The following is a 20610-nucleotide window of genomic DNA, read 5'->3' as shown; positions in this document are numbered from 1 at the left end:
GCCATGACCTCGCACACCGCCGTCGCACCGCCGCGGACCCGCGCCACGAGCCCGGCGGGCGCCGCGGCCGCCCTGCTGCGCCGCCCCGCCGCACGCAAGCTGCTCACCCTCGCGGTGCTGGCGGCCGTGCTGGTGCCCGTCGTCCACGCCCGCTGGGCGAGCGGCAGCTGGCCCGGCGCGCTGACCGTCGACGTCTCCGCACCGCTCGGCGACGCCAACGACTGGATCATCGACAACCGGGACAGCCACCCGGTCTTCCTCTACTTCTTCGGGCACATCAGCAACGCCGTCATCGTCTCCGTCCGCGCCGTCTACCTGACGCTGCTGGCGCTCGGCTGGGCCGGGGTCACCGCCGGTGCCGCACTGCTCGCCTGGCGGGTCGCCGGCTGGCGGGTGGCGGCCGTGGCGGGCGGGTCGTTCGCCGTCTGCGGGCTGCTGGGCATGTGGGTGCCGACCATGCAGACGCTGGCGCTGATGGCCGTCGCGGTCAGCGTCTCGGTCGTCATCGGCGGGCTGCTGGGCCTGGCCGGCGGCCTGTCCGACCGGACGCACCGCGCCCTGCGGCCGGTGCTCGACACCATGCAGGTGCTGCCCGCGTTCGCCTATCTGCTGCCGGTGGTGCTGGTCTTCGGCATCGGGGTGCCCGGCGCGGTGCTGGCCACCGTCGTCTACGCGGCCCCGCCGATGGCCCGCCTCACCGCGCTCGGCCTGCGCCGGGCCGACGCCGGGGTGCTGGAGGCGGTGACCTCGCTCGGCGCCACCGGGCGGCAGCGGCTGCTCTCCGCGCGGCTCCCGCTGGCCCGCAAGGAGCTCCTCCTCGGCGTCAACCAGACGATCATGATGGCGCTGTCGATGGCCGTCATCGCCTCGATGATCGGCGGCGGCGGCCTCGGCGACCGGGTCTACCAGGCCCTGTCCACGGTGGACGTCGGCAAGGCGCTGGCCGCGGGCATCCCCATCGTGCTGCTCGCCGTGGTGCTGGACCGCACCACCGCCGCGGCCGGTGAGCGGGGCGACCGGGCACCGCGGCCCTCCCGCGGGCCCGCCGCCCTGCCCGGCCCGGCCCGCTGGGCCGCGGCCGCCGTGCTCACCGCCGCCGCGGCGCTCGGCTCGCGGGCCGTGGGGGCGCTGCACTGGCCGGACGGCTGGACCGTGGCCATCGAGGCCCCGGTGAACGAGGCCAAGGAGTGGATGGTCGACCACCTCTACACCGGGGTGCCGGTCATCGGCGGTACCGCCGACTGGGCCTCGGCGTACGTCACCTGGGTCCTCAACCCGCTCCGCGACGGCCTGCAGGCCCTGCCCTGGTGGTCGGTGCTGCTGATCGTCGCCGCGTCGGCCTGGCTCATCGGCACCTGGGGAACCGCCGCGACCGCCACCCTCGCCATGGCCGCGATCGGCGTGCTGGGCGTGTGGGAGCCGTCCATGGACACCCTCTCCCAGGTGCTGGCGGCCGTCGCCGTCACCCTGGTGCTCGGCTTCGCCGTCGGGGTCGCCGCCGCCCGCAGCCCGCGTCTGGAACGGCTGCTCCGCCCGGTGCTGGACGTGTTCCAGACGATGCCGCAGTTCGTCTACCTCATCCCGGTGGTCGCGCTGTTCGGCGTGGGCCGGGCCCCGGCGGCGGCCGCCGCCATCGTCTACGCCCTGCCCGCCGTCATCCGCATCACCACCCAGGGGCTGCGGCAGGTCGATCCGGCCGCGCTGGAAGCGGCGCGCTCCCTGGGGGCCACCCGCACCCAGCAGCTGTTCCAGGTGCAGCTGCCGCTCGCCCGGCCCGCCCTGCTGCTCGCCGTCAACCAGGGCGTGGTGCTCGTCCTCTCCGTCGTCATCATCGGCGGTCTGGTCGGCTCCGGCGCGCTCGGCTACGACGTCGTCTTCGGCCTGGCCCAGGGCGATCTGGCCACCGGACTGGTCGCGGGAGCCGCGATCGTCTGCCTGGGACTCATGCTCGACCGGGTGACGCAGCCCACCGCGCGCCGCCCGCGGAAGGGGGCCTGACATGGCTCGTGCACACACCCGCCCGTCCCGCCCGGCCGGCGCCCGCTCCCGGACCAGGCCGGCCATCGCCGCCGCCACCGGTGCCGCGGCGCTGCTCGCCCTCACCACCGGCTGCGGCGCGGCCGACATGACCCGGCAGTCCTCGCCGTACGCCAACGCCGACGGGGCGCGGACCGTCACCCTCTCCGTCCAGTCCTGGGTGGGCGCGCAGGCCAACGTCGCCGTCGCGCAGCACCTGCTGGAAGAGGAGCTGGGCTACCGCGTCGACACCGTGCAGGTCGACGAGGTCCCGGCGTGGGACGCGCTCAGCCAGGGCCGGGTGGACGCGCTCCTGGAGGACTGGGGCCACCCGGAGCAGGAGCAGCGGTACGTCGAGGACAAGAAGACCATCGCCGCCGGCGGCGACCTCGGGGTCACCGGCCACATCGGCTGGTACGTGCCGAAGTACTTCGCCGACGCGCACCCGGACGTCACCGACTGGCGGAACCTCGACAAGTACGCGGACCGGCTGCGCACCCCGGAGAGCGGCGACAAGGGCCAGCTGCTGGACGGCTCGCCGTCCTACGTCACCAACGACAAGGCGCTGGTGGACAACCTCGACCTGGACTACAAGGTGGTCTTCGCCGGTTCCGAGGCGGCGCAGATCACCCAGATCAAGCAGTTCGCCAAGGAGAAGAAGCCCTTCCTCACCTACTGGTACGAGCCGCAGTGGCTGTTCAACGAGGTGCCGATGGTGGAGGTGAAGCTGCCGGAGCACACCGAGGAGTGCGCGGCCGAGGGGGCGGAGGACCCGGCCTCGGTCGACTGCGGCTACCCGACCACCCCGCTGCAGAAGTACCTCAACGCGGACTTCGCCCGGAACGGCGGGAAGGCGGCGGCCTTCCTGAAGAAGTTCCGCTGGACCAAGGAGCACCAGAACGAGGTCTCCGAACTCATCGCCGCGGAGAAGCTGTCCCCGCAGGACGCGGCGGAGCGCTGGGTGAAGGACCACCCGGAGGTGTGGCGCGCCTGGCTGCCGTAGCGCGCGACCGGCCGGTGCCGGGCCCGGCGCGGCCCGGCACCGGGAGCCCGCCCGGTGCCCGGCCCGCCCGGGGCGCCGGGGGTGCGGGCCACCGCCGCGCCGCCCCCGGGGGCCGGTGGACGCGGCGTCAGCGCAGCGTCGCCCGCACCACGGCACCGGGCTCCGGCCCGGCCTGGACCAGCACCTCCCCGTCCGGGGCCCACACCCCGGAGCCGCCCGACGTCCCGGCGTACTCCCCGCTCGGCCCGGCGGCGGTGGACAGCACCGCCCAGACCCGGTGCGCCCTCGCCCGCCCGCCCAGGTGTGCGTCGCGGCGGGCCGCCGACTCCGGGCCGGTGCCGTAGAGGGTGCACGCCACGTAGGCGTCCATGCCCAGGGCCGCGGTGTCCGCGGCGTGCTCGGGCACGGCCGCGTCGAAGCACACCGCGAGCCCGAGCCGCCACCCGCCGAGGACCAGCACCTCGGGCTGCCCGCCCGGGGTGAAGCGCCCGGTCTCCGCGCCGTGCAGCCACATCTTGCGGTAGGCGACCCGCGCGCCGTCGCCCGTCACCGCCAGGGTGGCGATGTACTCCCGCCCGTCCCCGGCCCGCACCGGGGCGCCGACCAGCGCCGTCGCCCCGGTGCCGCGGCACGCGGCGACCAGCGGGTCCAGCCGGGGGTCGTCCGGCGCGACCGCCGGGACGGTGAGGTCGTAGCCGGTCAGGGAGAGTTCGGGGAAGACCACCAGCCGGGCCGCCGCGGAGCCGATCACCGCCGCGTGGGCGGCGGCGTTCGCGGCGACGTCGGGGCCGGCGCAGGCGGGCTGGGCGACGGCGACGGTGAGCGGACCGGGCATGGGCTCCTCCGGATCGGTGGGCCGGACGCGGTGCGGCGCGGGTACGCGAGGGGCACCACCGCCCGCCGGGACGAACAGCTGTGTGATCAAACTAGCCGGAGGGCCGGGCGCCCCGGGTGGCGGGTGCCGCCTCCGCCCGGGGCACCGTCCCGGCCTGGTCGTCAGCCCGTGCCGGGCCGGTCGTCAGCCCGTGCCGCCCAGCCGCTCGGCGGTCTGCCGGAGCGCCGTGACGGTCACCTGGTGCAGGGAGCCGCCGAAGGTGACGCGGGTGGCGCCCAGTTCGCCGAGCCGGGCCGGCGACGGGCCGTCCGGGCGGGCGTTGATGTTGATCGGGACGCCGATGCCGTCCGCCAGCTCCGCCAGCAGCTCCGGCGGTGCGGCGATCGGGTAGACGCAGTCGGCGCCCGCCGCGGCGTAGAGCCGGCCGCGTTCCACGGCCGCCGCGGCACCGGGCCGGCCGCGCAGGAAGGTGTCCACCCGGGCGTTGACCACCAGGGCGCCGTCCGCCGCCGCACACACCCGGGCCAGCCAGTCGGCGTGCCGCCGCGGGTCCTTGAGCTCCCCGGTGCGCAGGTCGGTGTCCTCCAGGTTGCAGCCGGCCGCCCCCGCCTCCAGCAGCCGCTCGACGAGTTCGCCGGGCGGCAGCCCGTAGCCGTCCTCGACGTCCGCGGACACCGGGACGTCCACCGCCCGGACGATCCGGGCGACGGCGGCGAACATCTCGCCGGGCGGGGTGCCGCCGCCGTCCGGGTACCCCAGCGACGCCGCGATCCCCGCGCTCGGCGTCGCCAGGGCGGCGAACCCGGCGTCGGCGAACACCCGGGCGCTCGCCGCGTCCCAGGGGCCGGGCAGCACCAGCGGATCGCCGGGCGCGCGGCCGTGGTGCAGGGCCCGCAGTACCGTGCCGCCGCCGCTCATCGGTGCGGCTGCCCGGGCTGGTAGGTGCCGGGGACGGACCGGCAGGTCACCGCGATCCGGTTCCAGGCGTTGATGGTGAGGATCAGGGCGATCAGCTGGGCCAGCTCCCGCTCCTCGAAGTGCGCGGCGGCCCGCCGGTACACCGCGTCCGGGACGAAGCCGTCGGTCAGCACGGTCACCGCCTCGGTCAGCGCGAGGGCCGCCCGCTCCTTCGCGGTGTAGTGGCCGGCGGCCTCCTCCCAGGCGCTGAGCAGGTGTATGCGGGCCTCGCTCTCACCGGCGTGCCGGGCGTCCTTGGTGTGCATGTCGATGCAGAACGCGCAGTGGTTGATCTGCGAGGCGCGGATCTTGACCAGCTCGACCAGGACCGGGTCCAGGCCCTGCCGGGCCGCCGTGTCGAGCCGGTACATGGCCTTGTACACCTCGGGGGCCAACTCGGCGAAGTTCAGCCGGGGTTGCTGCTCGGTGGGGTGCTCCGGGGCTTCCGGACGGGTGCTCATGGCCTCAGGCTAGGAGCCGGGCAGCCCATCGGTATGGTCCATTCCCATGGAGGATTCATGGGCCATCGAGGCCACCGAAGGCGGCGCGGGCACGGCGGGCGGCGCGGGCGACCGGGCCGGTACCGGTGGCCCGGGCGGCGCCGGTGACCCGAGAGGTGGCGGTGACCCGAGAGGTGGCGGTGAAGCGGGGGACGCCGCGGGCCCGGGTGGTGCCGGTGATGCGGGTGGTGGCGGTGAAGCGGGGGACGCCGCGGGGCCGGGCGGTACCGGTGACCCGGGTGATGCCGGTGACCCGAGAGGTGGCGGCGGCCCGGGCGGTACCGGTGACGCGGGAGACGGCCGCGCCCCCGACGGCCAGGCGGGCGCCGGCGCCGATGCCAGGGGCTCCGGTGCCGGGGCTCCCGGCACCGGGCGCTCCGCCGGGCCGGCGGTCGCCGGCGGCCGCGGCACCGGCAGCGATCTCCATCTGGACCTCGGCGCGCTCGGCGCGGCGGGCGGACTGCGGGCCGGGCTGATCCGCGCGCTGCGGGACGCGGTGCGCAGCGGCCGGCTCGCCCCCGGCACCCGGCTGCCGTCGTCCCGGACCCTCGCCGCCGACCTGGGCATCGCCCGCAACACCGTGGCCGACGCCTACGGGGAGCTGGTCGCGGAGGGCTGGCTGACCGCCCGCCAGGGGTCCGGCACCCGGGTCGCCCGGCGAGTCGTCCCGCCGCGGTCGGCGGAGTCGCTCCGGTCCCGCCCGGCCGGTCCGGCGGTCCGGCCCCGGTACGACCTGACCTCCGGGGCTCCGGACGTCTCCGCGTTCCCGCGCTCCGCCTGGCTCGGTGCGGCCCGCCGGGCGCTGACCGGCGCTCCCAGCGAGGCGTTCGGCTACGGCGATCCGCGCGGCCGGCCGGAGCTGCGCGCGGTGCTCGCCGAGTACCTGGCGCGCGCCCGGGGCGTACGGGCGCATCCGGACCGGATCGTGGTCTGCGCGGGTTTCATCCAGAGCCTGGCGGTGCTGAGCCGGGTGCTCCGGGCGCGGGGCACCGGCACGATGGCCGTGGAGTCCTACGGGCTGGCCGCCCACCGTGCGGTGATCCACCGGGCCGGGCTGCGCACCGTGCCGCTGCCGGTGGACGGGCACGGCGCGCGCACCGGGCTGCTGGCCGGGCTGCCGGACGCGCGGGCGGTGCTGCTCACCCCCGCCCACCAGTTCCCGACCGGCGTACCGCTCCACCCGGACCGCCGTGCGGCGGTGGTGGACTGGGCGAGCCGGACCGGCGGACTGGTGCTGGAGGACGACTACGACGGGGAGTTCCGCTACGACCGGCAGCCGGTCGGGGCGGTCCAGGGGCTCGACCCCGAGCACGTGGTCTACCTGGGCACGGCCAGCAAGAGCCTGGCGCCCGCGCTGCGGCTGGGCTGGATGGTGCTGCCGGAGCGGCTCGTCGACGAGGTGCTGGCGGTCAGGTCGGCGGGGGAGTGGCAGTCCGGCACGCTGGACCAGCTGACGCTGGCGGAGTTCATGCGGTCCGGGGCGTACGACCGGCATGTGCGCGGTATGCGGCTGCGCTACCGGCGCCGCCGCGACCAGCTGGTCGGTGCCCTCGCCGAACGCGCCCCGCACATCACGGTCACCGGGATCGCCGCGGGGCTGCACGCCGTCCTGGAACTGCCGCCGGGCACCGAGCGGTCGGTGCTGCGGGCCGCCGCCTGGCAGGGGCTGGCGGTGTGGGGGCTGGCGGGCTTCCGGTACGCGGACGGGCCGGAGCCGGATCCGGTGCGGCCGGAGCAGGTCGGCGCACCGGCCGGACCCGGGGCGCCGGAGCTGCCGGGCGGTGCCGCGGAGGAGGGCGCCGGGACGATCCGGGACGGCCTGGTCGCCGCCTACGGCACACCTCCCGAGCACGCCTTCGCGGGCGCGCTGGACGCCCTGTGCCGTGCCCTGCCCTCCCCCTGAGCGGCGCTCGGGGGGAGGGCAGGGGGACGTACCACCGGAGACGGCGTAGCGGGGGCCGCGTCCCGGACGTCCCCGCGCGCGGCGGCGGGCGGCCCGGGGGCGGCCGGGCGGTTCAGCCGGCCACGATCTGGCCGTCCTTCACCTTGAACTTGTGCACCGGCGAGCACCCGATGGACGGGGTGACGAGCAGCTGGACCTTGATCCGCTGCGGGGTCCGGCTCGCCGTGGAGAACTCGCACACCGCCTGCGATCCGGTGAGCGGGAACCAGAACCAGCTGTCCTTCTTGCCCACCTGGGCGGTGTCCTGGTGCTTCCAGTGGCCGCGGTGCTTGGTGTGGGTGGTCAGGCGCACGCTCGCGGCGAGCTCGTCCCGGGTGGAACGGACCGCGGTGAGCGTGACCCGCAGGTCGTTGCCGAGGGTGCTGGTCGCGATGGTGCTGGTCTGCGGAGTCGTCTTCGGCGGGGTGTGCACCCCGGTGGCCCCGGCCGGTACGGCTCCGGCCACCGCGGCACCCACGGCCAGTGCACCCGCGGCCAGCAGGGCGTGCCGGGGCGGACGGGTTCCGTTCTTCCTTGCGGTCTTCATGGTGATCTCCTGGGTGATGAGAGAGGGGACCGTCGGCCGCGTCCCGTGCGGTCACGGGTTCGCCCCATGTGTCTCCCTATCAGAGGAGACACCCAGAAGTTTTGTCCGGTTGTATGAATGGCGGCGTGGTTCGCCCGGATGGTGCAGCGGCTGTCGACCCGTCAGCACCCCGGCCCGGCAACGGCATCCCGGGGCCTCACCCCCCGTGCCGCCGCGCGTACACCTCGATCTCGATCTTCATGCGGGGGTCGGCGAGGCCGCAGACGAGCATCGTGGCGGCCGGCCGCACCTCCCCGAAACAGCGCCGCAGCGTGGGCCAGCAGGGCTCGAAGTCGGCCCGCTCGGGCAGCAGGTACCGCACCCGCACCACGTCGGCGAAGGAGCACCCGGCCTCCGTGAGCGCCGCTCCGATGTTGCGCAGGCACTGCTCCGCCTGTTCCACCACGTCGTCCGAGATGGTCATGGTGGCGTAGTCGAAACCGGTCGTCCCGGACACATGCACCCAGTCGCCGTCGACCACGGCACGGGCATAGCCGATCTGCTCCTCGAACGGGGAACCGCTCAGGACCGCACGTCGCTTCGTCATGCGCCGCACGCTAGGTGAGCAGCGGTGATACGTCCAATACCGGAAATGAGGGGGTCTGATATGCCTGGAGGTATGGACCGCCCCGAACTGCCCCTGCCGCAGCTGCACGCCTTCACCGTCCTCGCCGAGGAACTCCACTTCGGCCGTGCCGCCGCACGGCTGGGCATCGCGCAGCCGCCGCTGAGCCAGCAGATCCGCCGGCTGGAGGAGAAGGTCGGGCACCCGCTGTTCCTGCGCGGCCCGGGGCGCGGCGTCGCGCTCACCGCGGCGGGCCGGGAGCTGCTGCCCGCCGCCCGCCGGAGCCTCACCGGACTCGCGGACGGGCTGGCCGCCGCGCGGGCGGCGGGCGCCGGACGGACCGGCCGGCTGCGGATCGGCTTCGCCGCCTCCCTCGCCCTCACCGTGCTGCCCGGCCTGCTGCGCACCTTCCGGGAACGCTTCCCCGAGGTGCGCCTGGACATCCACGAGATGACCACCGCCCCGCAGATCGCCGCGCTGCGCGAGCGCACCCTCGACGTCGGCCTGCTGCGCGAGCCGCCCGAGGACGAGCCGGAGCTGCGCTTCCGGACCGTCCTGACCGAGCCGTTCGTGGCGGTCCTGCCCGCCACCGACCCGCGGGCGGCGCACCGTACCGTGCGCGTCGCGCAGCTGGCGGACTCGCCGTTCGTCCTGCTGCCCCGGGAGGCCGGACCGCGGCTGCACGACCGGATCACCGCCCTGTGCGCCGCGGCCGGCTTCACCCCCCGGGTGGTGCAGCGGGCGGTGGAGTGGCAGACCGTCTGCGCGCTGGTGGAGGCCGGGCTGGGCGTCTCGCTGGCGCCCGCCGGCATCCGCCGCATCCGCCTGAAGGGCGTCGCCTTCCGGGGGATCGACCCCGGCGCGCCCCGCACCCGGGCCGCCGTCGGCTGGCGGGCCGACGACCCGGACCCGCTGGTCGCGAACCTGCTGGCCACCATCGGCGAGGGCCGTCCGGCGCAGTGGCCGCCACGCGGATGACCCGGCCGCCACCGGCCCGCGGCGGCCGCGGGGGATAACCCCCGGACGGACCGGCGGGGCAGCCGGATGGCCGGTGGACGTCCCGCGGAACGAACCTGGTGCTCCCGAACCGACGCGTCAAGCAGGAGGCCGACGACCGTGCTCACCAAGACTTCCGCCGCCAAGGGGGTGGCCGTCGCCGGACTGCTGGCGATCGCCGGAGGGGCGGCGCTCCTGCTGCCGGGCGAAGCGTCGCACGCCGCGCCCACGGCCTCGGTCGACGGGACCTGGCGGATGGACGGCTACGGCACCGTGCTGGAGATCTCGCACGGCCGGCTGCGGCAGTACGAGACCACCTCGGTCGGCTGTCTGGACGGGGACGTCGCCCGGCGCACCGCCGGCGGCGGGGTCGCGGCCACCTACACCTCGGACGACCGGACCGTCCACCGGGTGCGCCTCGCCCGCGGCGGCCAGGACCCGGACCGGGCCTGGCTGCACATCGACGGGTCGCCGGGGGACCGCGGACTGCGCCGCGTCGACGCCCCGCCCCGCGACTGCGCCGCGCCGGGGACCGGCCGCCGCGACCCGGTCGCGGTCTTCGACGTGTTCTGGCAGACCTTCGCCGAGAACTACCCCTTCTTCGAGGCCAAGGGCGTCGACTGGCAGGCGGTGCGGGACCGCCACCGGCCGAGGGTGCACGGCGGCATGTCCGACGCGCAGCTGTTCGCCGTGCTCCGCGACATGGTCCGGCCGCTGGACGACGCGCACGTCCACGTCACCGGGCCGGGTGGCGAGAGGTTCACCCAGAGCCGTCCCGGCACCCTCGTGCCGGACGGGGAGCTGGACGCCAAGGTCGTCTCCTTCGTCGAACGGCGCGACCTCGGCGGCGAGCGGCTGCGGCAGTTCGCCGGGGGCCGCATCGGATACGCCGACCTCCCCGGTGACCAGGGCTACCTGCGCATCTCCGGATTCGGCGGCTACACCCAGGACCCGCACAACAGCTACGCCGCGAACCGGGCCGAGCTGGACCGCACCCTGGACGCCGTCCTCACCCCGGAGCGCACCGCACGGCTGCGGGGCCTCGTCATCGACCTGCGGATCAACGGCGGCGGCTCCGACAGCCTGGGGCTGGCCATCGCCGAGCGCCTCACCGACCGCGGCTACGTCGCCTACCGCAAGCAGGCCCGCAACGACCCGGCCGACGCCTCCGCCTTCACCCGCGCCCAGCCGATCCGGGTGAAGCCCGCGCCGGGGCCCCGGTACACCGGCCCGATCGCCGTGCTGACCGGCGGCTCCACCTTCAGCGCGGGGGAGACCTTCACCCAGGCGCTGATCGACCGGCCGGGCCGGACGGTGCGGATCGGGCAGCCCACCCAGGGCGTCTTCTCCGACGTGATGGAACGCGCACTCCCCAACGGATGGCGGTTCGGCCTGCCCAACGAGGTGTTCCGCACCCGGGACGGCGGCACCTTCGACGGCGGCGGCATCCCGCCCCACCTGCCGGAACCCGTCTTCACCGACGAGGAGTTCGACCACGACCGGGACAGCGCCTTCGACCGGGCGGTCGCCGTGCTGCCGATCGGCCGGCGCTAGCGGGGCCCGCGTCGGGTGTCCCACCGCCACCGGGGGACACCCGGCGGCGGGATCAGCCGGCCAGCACCTGCCGCAGCTGCTCCAGGCCCCAGTCCAGGTCCTCCTCGCTGATCACCAGCGGCGGCGCGATGCGGATCGTGCTGCCGTGGGTGTCCTTCACCAGCACCCGGCGCTCCATCAGCCTGGCGGAGATCTCCCGGCCGGTGCCGCGCGCCGGATCGATGTCCACCCCCGCCCACAGGCCCCGCCCCCGGACGGCCCGCACGGCGCCGCCGGCGGCGAGCAGGTTCAGCTCGCGGTGCAGGTGCTCACCCAGCTCCGCGGCCCGCCGCTGGAACTCGCCGCCGCGCAGCATGGCGATGACCTCCAGCGCCACCGCGCAGGCCAGCGGGTTGCCCCCGAAGGTGGAACCGTGCTCGCCGGGGCGGTAGACCCCGAGGACCTCGCGGGTGGAGACCACCGCCGACACCGGCACCACACCGCCGCCGAGGGCCTTGCCCAGGAGGTACATGTCGGGGACGACGCCCTCGTGCTCGCAGGCGAAGGTCCTTCCGGTGCGGCCCAGCCCGGACTGGATCTCGTCCGCGACGAACAGGACGTTCCGGGCCCGGGTCGCCTCCCGCACCCCGGCCAGATAGCCGGGCGGCGGCACCAGCACCCCCGCCTCGCCCTGGATCGGCTCCAGCAGCACCGCCACCGTGTGCTCGTCCAGCGCCGCCTCCAGCGCCGCGAGGTCGCCGTAGGGGACGATCTCGAACCCGGGGGTGTACGGCCCGAAGTCGGCCCGCGCTTCCGGGTCGGTGGAGAAGCTGACCACGGTCGTCGTCCGGCCGTGGAAGTTGTTGTCCGCGACGACGATCTTCGCTTTGCCGTCCGGGACGCCCTTGACGCGGTAGCCCCACTTGCGGGCCGTCTTCACGGCGGTCTCCACCGCCTCCGCGCCGGTGTTCATCGGCAGCACCATCTCCATGCCGCACAGCTCCGCGAGCCCGGCGCAGAAGTCGGCGAACCGGTCGTGGTGGAACGCGCGCGAGGTCAGCGTGACCCGTTCCAGCTGCGCCCTGGCGGCGCCGATCAGCCGGGGGTTGCCGTGCCCGAAGTTGAGCGCGGAGTAGCCGGCGAGCATGTCCAGGTACCGGTTGCCCTCGACGTCCGTCATCCAGGCGCCCTCGGCGGTGGCCACGACGACCGGCAGTGGGTGGTAGTTGTGCGCGCTGTGCGCCTCGGCTGCTGCGATCGCCCGTTCCGTTGCGGTCACCGGGTGCTCCGTTCGGTCTCGCGGCTGACGTGGAGTCATTTCTATCGCCGCCCGGCCGGAATGCGAAGGGACCTTCCGGCGCGCGGGGCCGGCGGGTACCCGGGTGGCCCGCGCCGGGCGGGGGCCGGGCGCGGACCGGGCGCGGACCGGGCGCGGACCGGTTCGGGGGCGCGCGGACGCGGGCCCGCCCCGCCGTAGACTGGGACCCGCGCACCGTGACTGGCGAACGTGGAACCGACCACGAGGAAGCGGCGCGCGGCGCAACCATCACGAGGTGTCGCCCCGCCTGGGCACCCCGGGAACACGACCGGAAGACCAGCCGATCGCCCCGGAGGACGACATGACCCTGCCCCACCACCATCCCGCGCTCACCGCCGACGACCCCGAGCTCGCCGCGCTCGTCGCCGACGAGGAGCGGCTGCAGGCCACCACGCTGCGCATGATCGCCAGCGAGAACTACGTCTCCAGGGCCGTCCTCGAAGCCGGCGGCACCGTGCTGCAGAACAAGTACAGCGAGGGCTACCCGGGCCGCCGCTACTACGAGGGACAGCAGGTCATCGACCAGGTCGAGGCGCTCGCCGTGCAGCGCGCCAAGGCGCTGTTCGGCACCGGCCACGCCAACGTCCAGCCCTACTCCGGGTCTCCCGCCAACCTCGCCTGCTACCTCGCCTTCGCCTCGCCCGGCGACACCGTGATGGGCATGGCGCTGCCCATGGGCGGCCACCTCACCCACGGCTGGGGCGTCTCCGCCACCGGCAAGTGGTTCCGCGGGGTGCAGTACGGCGTCCGCCAGGACACCGGCGTGGTGGACTTCGACGAGGTGCGCGACATCGCCCGCAGGGAGCGTCCCAAGCTGATCTTCTGCGGGGGGACCGCGGTGCCCCGCACCATCGACTTCGCCTCCTTCGCCGACATCGCCCGGGAGGTGGGCGCCGTGCTGGTCGCGGACATCGCGCACATCGCGGGGCTGGTCGCGGGCGGCGCGCACCCCTCCCCGGTGCCGCACGCCGATGTGATCTCCACGACCACCCACAAGACGCTGCGCGGCCCGCGCGGCGCCATGCTCCTGGCCAGGGAGGCCGAGAACCTGGGCCGGGCCGTCGACAAGGCCGTCTTCCCCGGTCTGCAGGGCGGCCCGCACAACCAGACCACCGCCGCCATCGCGGTGGCCCTGCACGAGGCCGCGCAGCCCTCCTTCCGCGAGTACGCGCACGCCGTGGTGGCCAACGCCAAGGCGCTCGCCGAGGCGCTGCTGGCGCGCGGCTTCGACCTGGTCTCCGGCGGCACCGACAACCACCTGGTGCTCATGGACCTCACCCCCAAGGACGTCCCGGGCAAGGTCGCGGCCAAGGCCCTGGACCGGGCCGGGATCGTCGTCAACTACAACACCGTGCCCTTCGACCCGCGCAAGCCGTTCGACCCGTCCGGCATCCGCATCGGCACCCCCTCGCTGACCTCGCGCGGCCTGCGCGCCGGGCACATGGCGACGGTCGCCGAATGGATCGACCGCGGGGTGGGCGCGGCCCGGACCGGCGACGAGGAGACGCTGGCGAAGATCCGGGCGGAGGTCGCCGAACTCATGGCGGCCCACCCGGCGCCCGGGCTGCCGACCACCACCGGCTGACCCGGCCCCGGCCGGCCGCGACCGGGCGGTGCGCCGCCCGGTCCGCCGGGCCGCGGCCCGGGCCCGGCCGGCCGGAGCCCGCCCCGATGACGCGATCATGACCGGATCCGGACCGGATCGGGACCGGGGCCCGGATCGAGCGCCTCCGGGACCTGAGACAATGGGTGCCATGGCCCTTGACCGTCCTCGTGCGCTCTCCGGTATCCAGCCGACCGCAGGCTCCTTCCACCTCGGGAATTACCTCGGCGCCATCCGCCAGTACGTCGCCCTGCAGGAGACCCACGACGCGTTCTACATGGTCGTGGACCTGCACGCGATCACCGTCCCGCAGGACCCGAGGGAGCTGCGGGAGAACACCCGCACCGCCGCCGCCCAGCTGCTGGCGGCGGGCCTGGACCCCGATCGCTGCACGCTGTTCGTCCAGAGCCATGTGCCCGAGCACGCCCAGCTCGGCTGGCTGATGAACTGCCTCACCGGCTTCGGCGAGGCGTCCCGGATGACCCAGTTCAAGGACAAGTCGGCCCGGCACGGTGCGGACCGGACCACCGTCGGCCTCTTCACCTATCCGGTGCTCCAGGTGGCCGACATCCTGCTCTACCAGGCCAACCACGTGCCGGTCGGGGAGGACCAGCGGCAGCACGTGGAACTGACCCGCGACCTCGCCGAGCGGTTCAACGGGCGCTTCGGTGAGACGTTCGCCATCCCGGACCCGTACATCGTCAAGGAGACCGGGAAGATCTACGACCTCCAGGACCCGGCGATCAAGATGAGCAAGTCGGCGTCCACGCCGAAGGGCATCATCAACCTGCTCGACGAGCCCAAGGTCTCCGCGAAGAAGATCAAGAGCGCGGTCACCGACCTGGAGACCGAGATCCGCTTCGACGAGGAGAACAAGCCCGGCGTCAGCAACCTGCTGACCATCTACGCCACCCTCACCGGCACCTCCATCGCGGACCTGGAGGCGAAGTACCAGGGCAAGGGGTACGGTGCGCTGAAGACCGACCTCGCCGAGGTGATGGTCGAGTGGGTGACACCGTTCCGGAGCCGCACCCAGGAATATCTGGACGACCCCGAGACGCTGGACAAGATCCTGGCCAAGGGGGCCGAGAAGGCCCGCGCGGTCGCCGCGGAGACGCTGGCCGTGGCCTACGACAAGATCGGGTTCCTGCCGGCGAGGCCCTGACCACGTGGCCCGCGGCGGGTCCGCGGGCCGGACGAGCGGGGGAGACGACGGCGCGGCGTACGGGTCCTCGGCCCCGGCGACAAGGGGTCCATGGACCCGAAGGCGCGGGACTTCAGGCGGCTGGCCGCGGGAGCGGCCCAGCCGCCACACTGACACGGGTGCGACAGCGAAGCCTGACCTGGCGCCCAGAAGGGAGATCACCGTGGGGACCGTGACGCTCGGCGTTTCGATTTCGGTCCCGGAGCCGTACGGCAGCTTCCTTCAGGAGCGGCGTGCGGGCTTCGGGGATCCTGCGGCCCACGGCATCCCCACCCATGTCACGCTGCTGCCGCCCACCGAGGTCGACTCCTCCGCGCTGCCCGCCATCGAGACCTATCTGGCCGAGGTCGCGGCGGCCGGCCGCCCCTTCCCCATGCGGCTCCGGGGCACCGACACCTTCCGGCCGCTGTCCCCGGTGGTCTACGTCAAGATCGTCGAGGGCGCGGAGGAGTGCACGGCGCTCCAGGAGCGGGTCCGCGAGGCCTCCGGGCCGTGCGCCCGTGAGCTGCAGTTCCCGTACCACCCGCACGTGACCGTGGCGCACGGCATCGACGAGGAGGCCATGGACCGGGCCCAGCGGGAGCTGCGGGACTTCGAGGCGGCCTGGACCATCGGCGGGTTCGCCCTCTACGAGCAGGGTGCGGACGGGGTCTGGCGGCTGGACCGCGAGTACCCGTTCGGCGCCGGCTCGGCCACCGGCGTGCCCCGCCAGACGCAGCTGGCCCGCCCGCCGGCGCCCTCCGTCTAGAGCGGGCGCCGCACCCGGCCCACCTCCGGTACCGAGCCTTCCGGGTATCCGGTGCGGGAAAGGCATGAAATCCGGCGAAACGGTAAGAGGTCGATCATGGACTGGTTGACCCGGCTGCCGGTGATCGGGCCGGTGGCTGCCCGCGTGATGCGTACCCACGCCTGGCGTGCGTACGAGACGCTGGACCGCGTCCACTGGACCCGGCTGGCCGCCGCGATCACCTTCATCAGCTTCCTGGCGCTGTTCCCGCTCATCACCGTCGGCGCGGCCATCGGCGCGGCGGTGCTCAGCGACGACCGGATGGCCCAGCTGGAGCGGAAGCTGGCCGAACAGGTCCCCGGCATCTCCGGGCAGCTGGACCTGAGCGGCCTGGTGGAGAACGCGGCCACGGTCGGATCCGTCGCCGGTGCGCTGCTGCTGCTCACCGGCATCGGCTGGGTCGGGTCGCTGCGCGAGTGCCTGCGGGCGGTGTGGGAACTGGAGGAGGACCCGGGCAACCCGGTCGCCCGCAAGGTCAAGGACGCGGGGGTGCTGATCGGGCTGGGCGGGGTCGCGCTCAGCTCGTTCGCCGTCTCCACCTTCGCCGTCACCGCCGTCGGCTGGGGCGCCGACCACATGGGCCTGGCCGAGAACGGGCCGGGCGGCTGGCTGCTGCGGATCGCCGCCTTCGCCGCCGCGGTCGCCGCGGACGTCCTGCTGCTGGGCTACGTGCTGACCCTGCTGCCCGGGGTGCAGCCGCCCCGGCGGACCGTGATCACCGCCGCGCTGATCGGCGCCATCGGTTTCGAGCTGCTGAAACTGCTGCTCAGCAGCTATCTGCAAGGGGTGGCGGCGAAGAGCATGTACGGGGCCTTCGGGGTGCCGATCGCCCTGCTGCTGTGGATCAACCTCACCGCGAAGCTGACCCTGTACTGCGCGGCGTGGACGGCCACCGGGGACCACCGGGGCGAGCGGCCGGACCAGCGGTGCCCCGACTGCTCCGGCCCCGCCGAGCCCTCCGAAACCACCGGCCCCGCCGCGTCTCCCGCATCCGCCGGGTCTCCCGCATCCGCCGGGTCTCCCGCATCCGCCGGGTCTCCCGGCCCCGCAGCGTCGGGCGGGGCCGCGTCCCCGGGCCCCCAAGGTGCCGCTCCGTCCGGGGAAGCCCCCGGCCCCGCCGCGTCTCCCGGCCCCGCCGGCGCCGCCCCGCCCGGGGAAGCCCCGGGTTCCGCCGCGCCCGCCGGCCCTCCGGAGGACTCCGCCGGTTCCGCGGACCCCGGCCCGGACCGCACCGGAGCCGACCGCCGTGCCGAAGCCCCCGCCGCCGGGGCCCACGGCCGCACCGGTCCGGCCGCGGGCTCAGCCGGTGCGGACCGCCCGGACGGCCTCAGCCCCGGTCCCCGCCGCGGCGACGGACCAGCGCCGGCAGCGGATGACGCCGGTGCACCGCGAACAGTGCCGCGGCGACCGCCGCCAGCGCCCCGCCGGTGAGCCCCAGCGCGGTCCACATGCCACCGGACCCGGAGCCGGAGTCCGCGCGCGCGGAGGACGCGGCTCCGGCGTGCCCGGTGCCGCCGTCCCGCTCGCCGCCGCCCCGCGGGCTGCCGTCGTTCTGCGCGCCGGCCGCTCCCGGGGCGACCAGGGCGCCCACCGGGTCGACCGAACCGGCCGCCGCGAACCCCCAGTCGAAGAGCATCGCGGTCTCCTTGTAGACCTCGTACGCCTCCTGCTTGGCCGGGTTCATGACCGTCACCAGCAGTTCCCGGTCCCCCCGGCGGGCGACGCCGGTGAAGGTGTTGCCCGCGTGGGTGGTGCTGCCGTTCTTCACCCCGCCGATGCCCTCGTAGAAGGGGACCCCGGCGCCGGTGAGCAGCCGGTTGGTGTTCTGGATCGCGAAGTACTCGCGCTCCGGTTCGGCACCCCGCTTGGCGCCCTTCTTCGGCTTCTTCACATCACCGGGGAACTTGGCGGTCGCGGTCGAGCAGTACTCCCGGAAGTCCGCCTTGCCCAGCCCGGCGCGGGCGAAGAGGGTCAGGTCGTAGGCGCTGCTGACCTGGCCCTTCTCGTCGTAGCCGTCGGGGCTGACGACATGGGTGTCCAGCGCGTTGAGCTCCCGGGCGTGCGCCTGCATGTCCCGTACGGTCTTCTCCTTGCCGCCGTTCATCGCGGACAGCACGTGCACCGCGTCGTTCCCCGAGCGGAGGAAGACGCCGAGCCACAGGTCGTGCACCGAGTAGGTGTAGTGCTCCTTGATCCCCACCATGCTGCTGCCCTCCCCGATGCCTTCCAGGTCCGAGGGCCGCACCTTGTGCTTCCGGTCCCGGGGGAACCGCGGCAGCAGGGTGTCGGCGAAGAGCATCTTCAGGGTGCTCGCCGGAGCCAGCTGCCAGTGCGCGTTGTGCGCGGCCAGCACTTCGCCGGACTTCGCGTCCGCCACCAGCCAGGAGCGGCCGGTCAGGCCCTCCGGCAGGGCGGGGGCGCCCGGCCTGAGGGCCACCTGGGTGCCGGGGCGGCCGAGCCGCTCCCCGCCCACCGTGGACATCCTGGCGGGTGGTTCCGGGTCGGCGCGCCGGGGGGCGGCCTGCGCCGGGGCGGCCGCGAGCAGCATCGACACGGCAACGACGAGGGCGGCTGCCGGGGCCGCGGCGGGTGCGGTGGAAGGTGTGGGCACGGGGGTGAACGTACCGTCAGGGACTTGACGAACGGGGGGTGCCTCGGCGGAAGGCGACCCACCCGGACGCATGGTTCGCCCGGTCCGCATACTGGAAAACATGCTCCACACCCGAGGGGACGCCCCCCGCACCCCCGCCGCCCGCGCCCTCCCGGTCGTCACCAGCCGTCCGGTGGCCTGGTTCCTGCTCGCCTTCGGGGTCTGGAGCTGGTTCATCTGGATCACCTTTGTCAAGAACCTGTGGAAGGACGGCAGCGGGCTGGCCTTCGACGACGCCGGTGATCCGACCACGTACTTCTGGGTGCACCTGCTGCTCGCGATCACCTCGTTTCTCTTGGGGACGGCCGTCGGAGTGATCGGGTTGCGTGGACTCCGGGCCCTTCGGCGGAACGATGGACGCGCGCCGCTCGTCGACGTAGAGCAGTAGCCATACGCCGTACGTCGTAAGGGGAAATCCGGTGGTCGCGGTCTTCGTCCTCATCGCAGTGGCCGTGCTCGGCCTGCTGGCGGTGGTGCACTGGTACCTGTGGCGGCGGCTGGTCCGGGACACCACCGCACCCGGCGGGCGGGCCCGCCGGGTGGGGACGTGGGCGGCCTTCGCGCTGCCGGTGATCAGCGTGGCGGCGCTGGTCAGCGGACGGGCGGGGGCACCCTTCACGCTGCAGCGGGTGCTGGCCTGGCCCGGCTACCTGTGGCTGGCGATGGTCCTCTACCTGACCCTGGCGCTGCTGGTGGGGGAGGCGGTGCGTCCGCTGCTGCTGCGCTGGCTGGTCCGGCGCGACCGGCGCCGGGGGACCGCACCGCAGCCCCCGGACCCCGCGGACTCCCCGGCCCGCGGTGCCGAACGGGCCGACCGCCGGACGGTGGCGGCCGTACCGGTCGGGGCCGAGCGGGCGGGTCACCCGGCGGACGGCCCGGCCGGTACCCCCGGCGTCCACGGCCCGGCCCCCGCGGCCGCCGTGGGCCGGGAAGCGGCCGCCGGCCGGGGCCGGACCGCGGACACCGCTCCGGCGACGGGTGGCACCCCGGACCACCGGGAGCACACCGCAGCGGCCGCCGCCGGCCCGGTGGCCACCGCGGACGACACGGATGCCCTGGGCGACACGGCCGCCACGGACGACACCGCCGCCGCAGACGCCACGGCCGCGACGGACGGCGCGGACACCGGGCCGGAGTCCGGCCGGCCGGCCCTCGCCGACCCCGCTGGGGAGCGCATCGGCGCGTCCGCGCCGGCCGGCCCCTCACGCCGCCTCTTCGTGGCCCGGACCGTGGCCGCGGGCGCCGGGGTGGTGGCGGCGAGCACCGTCGGGTACGGGATGTACACCGTGCTCAGCGGCCCGCGGCTGAAGCGCGTCACGGTGCCGCTGGCCAAGCTCCCGCGCGCCGCGCACGGCTACAAGATCGCGGTGGTGAGCGACATCCATCTCGGGCCGATCCTGGGCCGCGCGCACACCCAGCGCATCGTCGACACCATCAACCGCGCGGAACCCGACCTGGTCGCGGTGGTCGGCGACCTGGTCGACGGCAGCGTGGCGGACCTCGGGCCGGCCGCCGAGCCGCTGCGCGGGCTGCGGGCCCGGCACGGCTCGTACTTCGTCACCGGCAACCACGAGTACTTCTCCGGCGCCGAGGAGTGGGTGGCGCACGTCCGGGAACTGGGTCTGCACCCCCTGGAGAACGCCCGGCGGGAGCTGCCCTGGTTCGACCTGGCGGGCGTCAACGACATCAGCGGCGAGGACGACGGCCAGGGCCCGGACTACGAACGGGCGCTCGGCGACCGGGACCCGGCGCGGGCGTCGGTGCTCCTCGCCCACCAGCCGGTGGTGATCCACGACGCGGTCGAGTACGGGGTGGACCTCCAGCTGTCCGGGCACAGCCACGGCGGGCAGATGTGGCCGGGCAACCACATCGCCGCGCTGGCCAATCCGACCGTCGCCGGACTGGAGCGGTACGGCGACACCCAGCTCTACGTCACGCGCGGCGCGGGCGCCTGGGGGCCGCCGGTCCGGGTGGGCGCACCCTCGGACATCACCCTGATCCGGCTGGCGGCCACCCGGGCCTGAGCGGCCCCGGCCGCCTCCCGGCCACCCGGGCCTGAGCGGCCCCGGCCGCCTCCCGGTCGGCGCCGCCACGCCGGGCTCACCGGCGCCGTTC

The 20610-nt window shown here is 75.0% G+C and carries 17 protein-coding genes, 1 pseudogene and 1 riboswitch; of the genes and pseudogenes, 11 read left to right on the top strand and 7 right to left on the bottom strand.

Annotated elements, in window-relative coordinates:
* The first annotated feature begins 3 nt into the window (after positions 1-3).
* Both ACH4B3_RS16895 and ACH4B3_RS16890 read left to right on the top strand, forming a co-directional pair.
* Positions 4-1998, top strand: a complete 1995-nt coding sequence (locus tag ACH4B3_RS16895) for an ABC transporter permease (protein WP_398463613.1) — start codon at positions 4-6, stop codon at positions 1996-1998.
* Between the two features lies 1 nt (position 1999).
* Positions 2000-3019 carry an ABC transporter substrate-binding protein gene (locus tag ACH4B3_RS16890; protein WP_398463612.1) on the top strand — a complete coding sequence of 340 codons (1020 nt, stop codon included), beginning with the start codon at positions 2000-2002 and terminating at the stop codon, positions 3017-3019.
* Positions 3020-3146: 127 nt separating this feature from the next.
* On the opposite strand, the gene ACH4B3_RS16885 is transcribed toward ACH4B3_RS16890, so the two are convergent.
* The 3 genes from ACH4B3_RS16885 to ACH4B3_RS16875 all read right to left on the bottom strand — a co-directional run bounded on the left by ACH4B3_RS16885 (position 3147) and on the right by ACH4B3_RS16875 (position 5272).
* Positions 3147-3854: a carbon-nitrogen hydrolase family protein gene (locus tag ACH4B3_RS16885; protein ID WP_398463611.1), complete on the bottom strand. Its 708-nt coding sequence runs from the start codon at positions 3852-3854 to the stop codon at positions 3147-3149.
* A gap of 183 nt (positions 3855-4037) precedes the next feature.
* Positions 4038-4772 carry an isocitrate lyase/phosphoenolpyruvate mutase family protein gene (locus ACH4B3_RS16880; RefSeq protein WP_398463610.1) on the bottom strand — a complete coding sequence of 245 codons (735 nt, stop codon included), beginning with the start codon at positions 4770-4772 and terminating at the stop codon, positions 4038-4040.
* Complete coding sequence (locus ACH4B3_RS16875; RefSeq protein WP_398463609.1) at positions 4769-5272, bottom strand: carboxymuconolactone decarboxylase family protein; 504 nt, start codon at positions 5270-5272, stop codon at positions 4769-4771. The genes ACH4B3_RS16880 and ACH4B3_RS16875 overlap by 4 nt, the downstream gene beginning before the upstream one ends.
* A 46-nt stretch (positions 5273-5318) precedes the next feature.
* Here ACH4B3_RS16875 and ACH4B3_RS16870 point away from each other — a divergent pair, with 46 nt between their 5' ends.
* Positions 5319-7214 carry a PLP-dependent aminotransferase family protein gene (locus ACH4B3_RS16870; protein ID WP_398463608.1) on the top strand — a complete coding sequence of 632 codons (1896 nt, stop codon included), beginning with the start codon at positions 5319-5321 and terminating at the stop codon, positions 7212-7214.
* 112 nt (positions 7215-7326) lie between these two features.
* Here ACH4B3_RS16870 and ACH4B3_RS16865 read toward each other — a convergent pair whose 3' ends face one another.
* Both ACH4B3_RS16865 and ACH4B3_RS16860 read right to left on the bottom strand, forming a co-directional pair.
* The gene (locus ACH4B3_RS16865) at positions 7327-7800 is read right to left on the bottom strand and encodes a hypothetical protein (protein WP_398463607.1); all 474 of its coding nucleotides are present in this window, start codon (positions 7798-7800) and stop codon (positions 7327-7329) included.
* 196 nt (positions 7801-7996) lie between these two features.
* The gene (locus ACH4B3_RS16860) at positions 7997-8386 is read right to left on the bottom strand and encodes a RidA family protein (protein WP_398463606.1); all 390 of its coding nucleotides are present in this window, start codon (positions 8384-8386) and stop codon (positions 7997-7999) included.
* A gap of 72 nt (positions 8387-8458) precedes the next feature.
* Between ACH4B3_RS16860 and ACH4B3_RS16855 the strand changes: the two genes are divergently transcribed.
* Positions 8459-9382: a LysR family transcriptional regulator gene (locus ACH4B3_RS16855; protein WP_398463844.1), complete on the top strand. Its 924-nt coding sequence runs from the start codon at positions 8459-8461 to the stop codon at positions 9380-9382.
* A 66-nt stretch (positions 9383-9448) separates the two neighbouring features.
* Entirely contained in the window at positions 9449-10954 is a 1506-nt protein-coding gene (locus ACH4B3_RS16850) for a S41 family peptidase (protein WP_398463605.1), read from the top strand.
* A gap of 52 nt (positions 10955-11006) precedes the next feature.
* Here the strand turns inward: ACH4B3_RS16850 and rocD are convergent, their stop codons facing one another.
* A complete protein-coding gene (gene rocD, locus ACH4B3_RS16845; protein ID WP_398463604.1) occupies positions 11007-12212 on the bottom strand; it encodes an ornithine--oxo-acid transaminase in 1206 nt (401 codons plus the stop codon).
* 205 nt (positions 12213-12417) lie between these two features.
* Positions 12418-12511, top strand: a riboswitch (ZMP/ZTP riboswitch).
* Between the two features lie 41 nt (positions 12512-12552).
* On the opposite strand from rocD, the gene glyA reads away from it, so the two are divergent.
* From glyA to ACH4B3_RS16825, 4 genes and pseudogenes are all read left to right on the top strand, one after another.
* Positions 12553-13836 (top strand): serine hydroxymethyltransferase, encoded by a 1284-nt coding sequence (gene glyA, locus ACH4B3_RS16840; protein ID WP_398463843.1) that lies wholly within the window; start codon positions 12553-12555, stop codon positions 13834-13836.
* Positions 13837-14005: 169 nt separating this feature from the next.
* Positions 14006-15019 (top strand): tryptophan--tRNA ligase, encoded by a 1014-nt coding sequence (gene trpS, locus ACH4B3_RS16835; protein ID WP_398463603.1) that lies wholly within the window; start codon positions 14006-14008, stop codon positions 15017-15019.
* Between the two features lie 202 nt (positions 15020-15221).
* Positions 15222-15806, top strand: a complete 585-nt coding sequence (locus ACH4B3_RS16830) for a 2'-5' RNA ligase family protein (protein WP_398463602.1) — start codon at positions 15222-15224, stop codon at positions 15804-15806.
* 96 nt (positions 15807-15902) lie between these two features.
* Positions 15903-16743: pseudogene (locus ACH4B3_RS16825) on the top strand (YihY/virulence factor BrkB family protein); the annotation flags it as partial.
* A gap of 429 nt (positions 16744-17172) precedes the next feature.
* Here the strand turns inward: ACH4B3_RS16825 and ACH4B3_RS16820 are convergent.
* Positions 17173-18456, bottom strand: a complete 1284-nt coding sequence (locus ACH4B3_RS16820) for a D-alanyl-D-alanine carboxypeptidase family protein (RefSeq protein ID WP_398463601.1) — start codon at positions 18454-18456, stop codon at positions 17173-17175.
* A gap of 172 nt (positions 18457-18628) precedes the next feature.
* On the opposite strand from ACH4B3_RS16820, the gene ACH4B3_RS16815 reads away from it, so the two are divergent.
* Both ACH4B3_RS16815 and ACH4B3_RS16810 read left to right on the top strand, forming a co-directional pair.
* Positions 18629-18883 (top strand): SCO4848 family membrane protein, encoded by a 255-nt coding sequence (locus ACH4B3_RS16815; RefSeq protein WP_398463842.1) that lies wholly within the window; start codon positions 18629-18631, stop codon positions 18881-18883.
* Between the two features lie 31 nt (positions 18884-18914).
* Positions 18915-20519, top strand: a complete 1605-nt coding sequence (locus ACH4B3_RS16810) for a metallophosphoesterase (RefSeq protein ID WP_398463600.1) — start codon at positions 18915-18917, stop codon at positions 20517-20519.
* The last annotated feature ends 91 nt before the right edge of the window (positions 20520-20610 follow it).

It is taken from the genome of Streptomyces sp. NPDC018031 (genome assembly GCF_044327625.1).
In the GTDB taxonomy this organism is placed as follows: Bacteria; Actinomycetota; Actinomycetes; order Streptomycetales; family Streptomycetaceae; genus Streptomyces.
This window is presented reverse-complemented; position numbering and strand designations above follow the sequence as displayed.

Excerpts from the sequence above, each read along its gene's own strand:
- ACH4B3_RS16895 (WP_398463613.1), top strand. The coding sequence starts at position 4 with ATGACCTCGCACACCGCCGTCGCACCGCCGCGGACCCGCGCCACGAGC.
- ACH4B3_RS16890 (WP_398463612.1), top strand. The coding sequence starts at position 2,000 with ATGGCTCGTGCACACACCCGCCCGTCCCGCCCGGCCGGCGCCCGCTCC.
- ACH4B3_RS16885 (WP_398463611.1), bottom strand. The coding sequence starts at position 3,854 with ATGCCCGGTCCGCTCACCGTCGCCGTCGCCCAGCCCGCCTGCGCCGGC.
- ACH4B3_RS16880 (WP_398463610.1), bottom strand. The coding sequence starts at position 4,772 with ATGAGCGGCGGCGGCACGGTACTGCGGGCCCTGCACCACGGCCGCGCG.
- ACH4B3_RS16875 (WP_398463609.1), bottom strand. The coding sequence starts at position 5,272 with ATGAGCACCCGTCCGGAAGCCCCGGAGCACCCCACCGAGCAGCAACCC.
- ACH4B3_RS16870 (WP_398463608.1), top strand. The coding sequence starts at position 5,319 with ATGGAGGATTCATGGGCCATCGAGGCCACCGAAGGCGGCGCGGGCACG.
- ACH4B3_RS16865 (WP_398463607.1), bottom strand. The coding sequence starts at position 7,800 with ATGAAGACCGCAAGGAAGAACGGAACCCGTCCGCCCCGGCACGCCCTG.
- ACH4B3_RS16860 (WP_398463606.1), bottom strand. The coding sequence starts at position 8,386 with ATGACGAAGCGACGTGCGGTCCTGAGCGGTTCCCCGTTCGAGGAGCAG.
- ACH4B3_RS16855 (WP_398463844.1), top strand. The coding sequence starts at position 8,459 with ATGGACCGCCCCGAACTGCCCCTGCCGCAGCTGCACGCCTTCACCGTC.
- ACH4B3_RS16850 (WP_398463605.1), top strand. The coding sequence starts at position 9,449 with ATGGCCGGTGGACGTCCCGCGGAACGAACCTGGTGCTCCCGAACCGAC.
- glyA (WP_398463843.1), top strand. The coding sequence starts at position 12,553 with ATGACCCTGCCCCACCACCATCCCGCGCTCACCGCCGACGACCCCGAG.
- trpS (WP_398463603.1), top strand. The coding sequence starts at position 14,006 with ATGGCCCTTGACCGTCCTCGTGCGCTCTCCGGTATCCAGCCGACCGCA.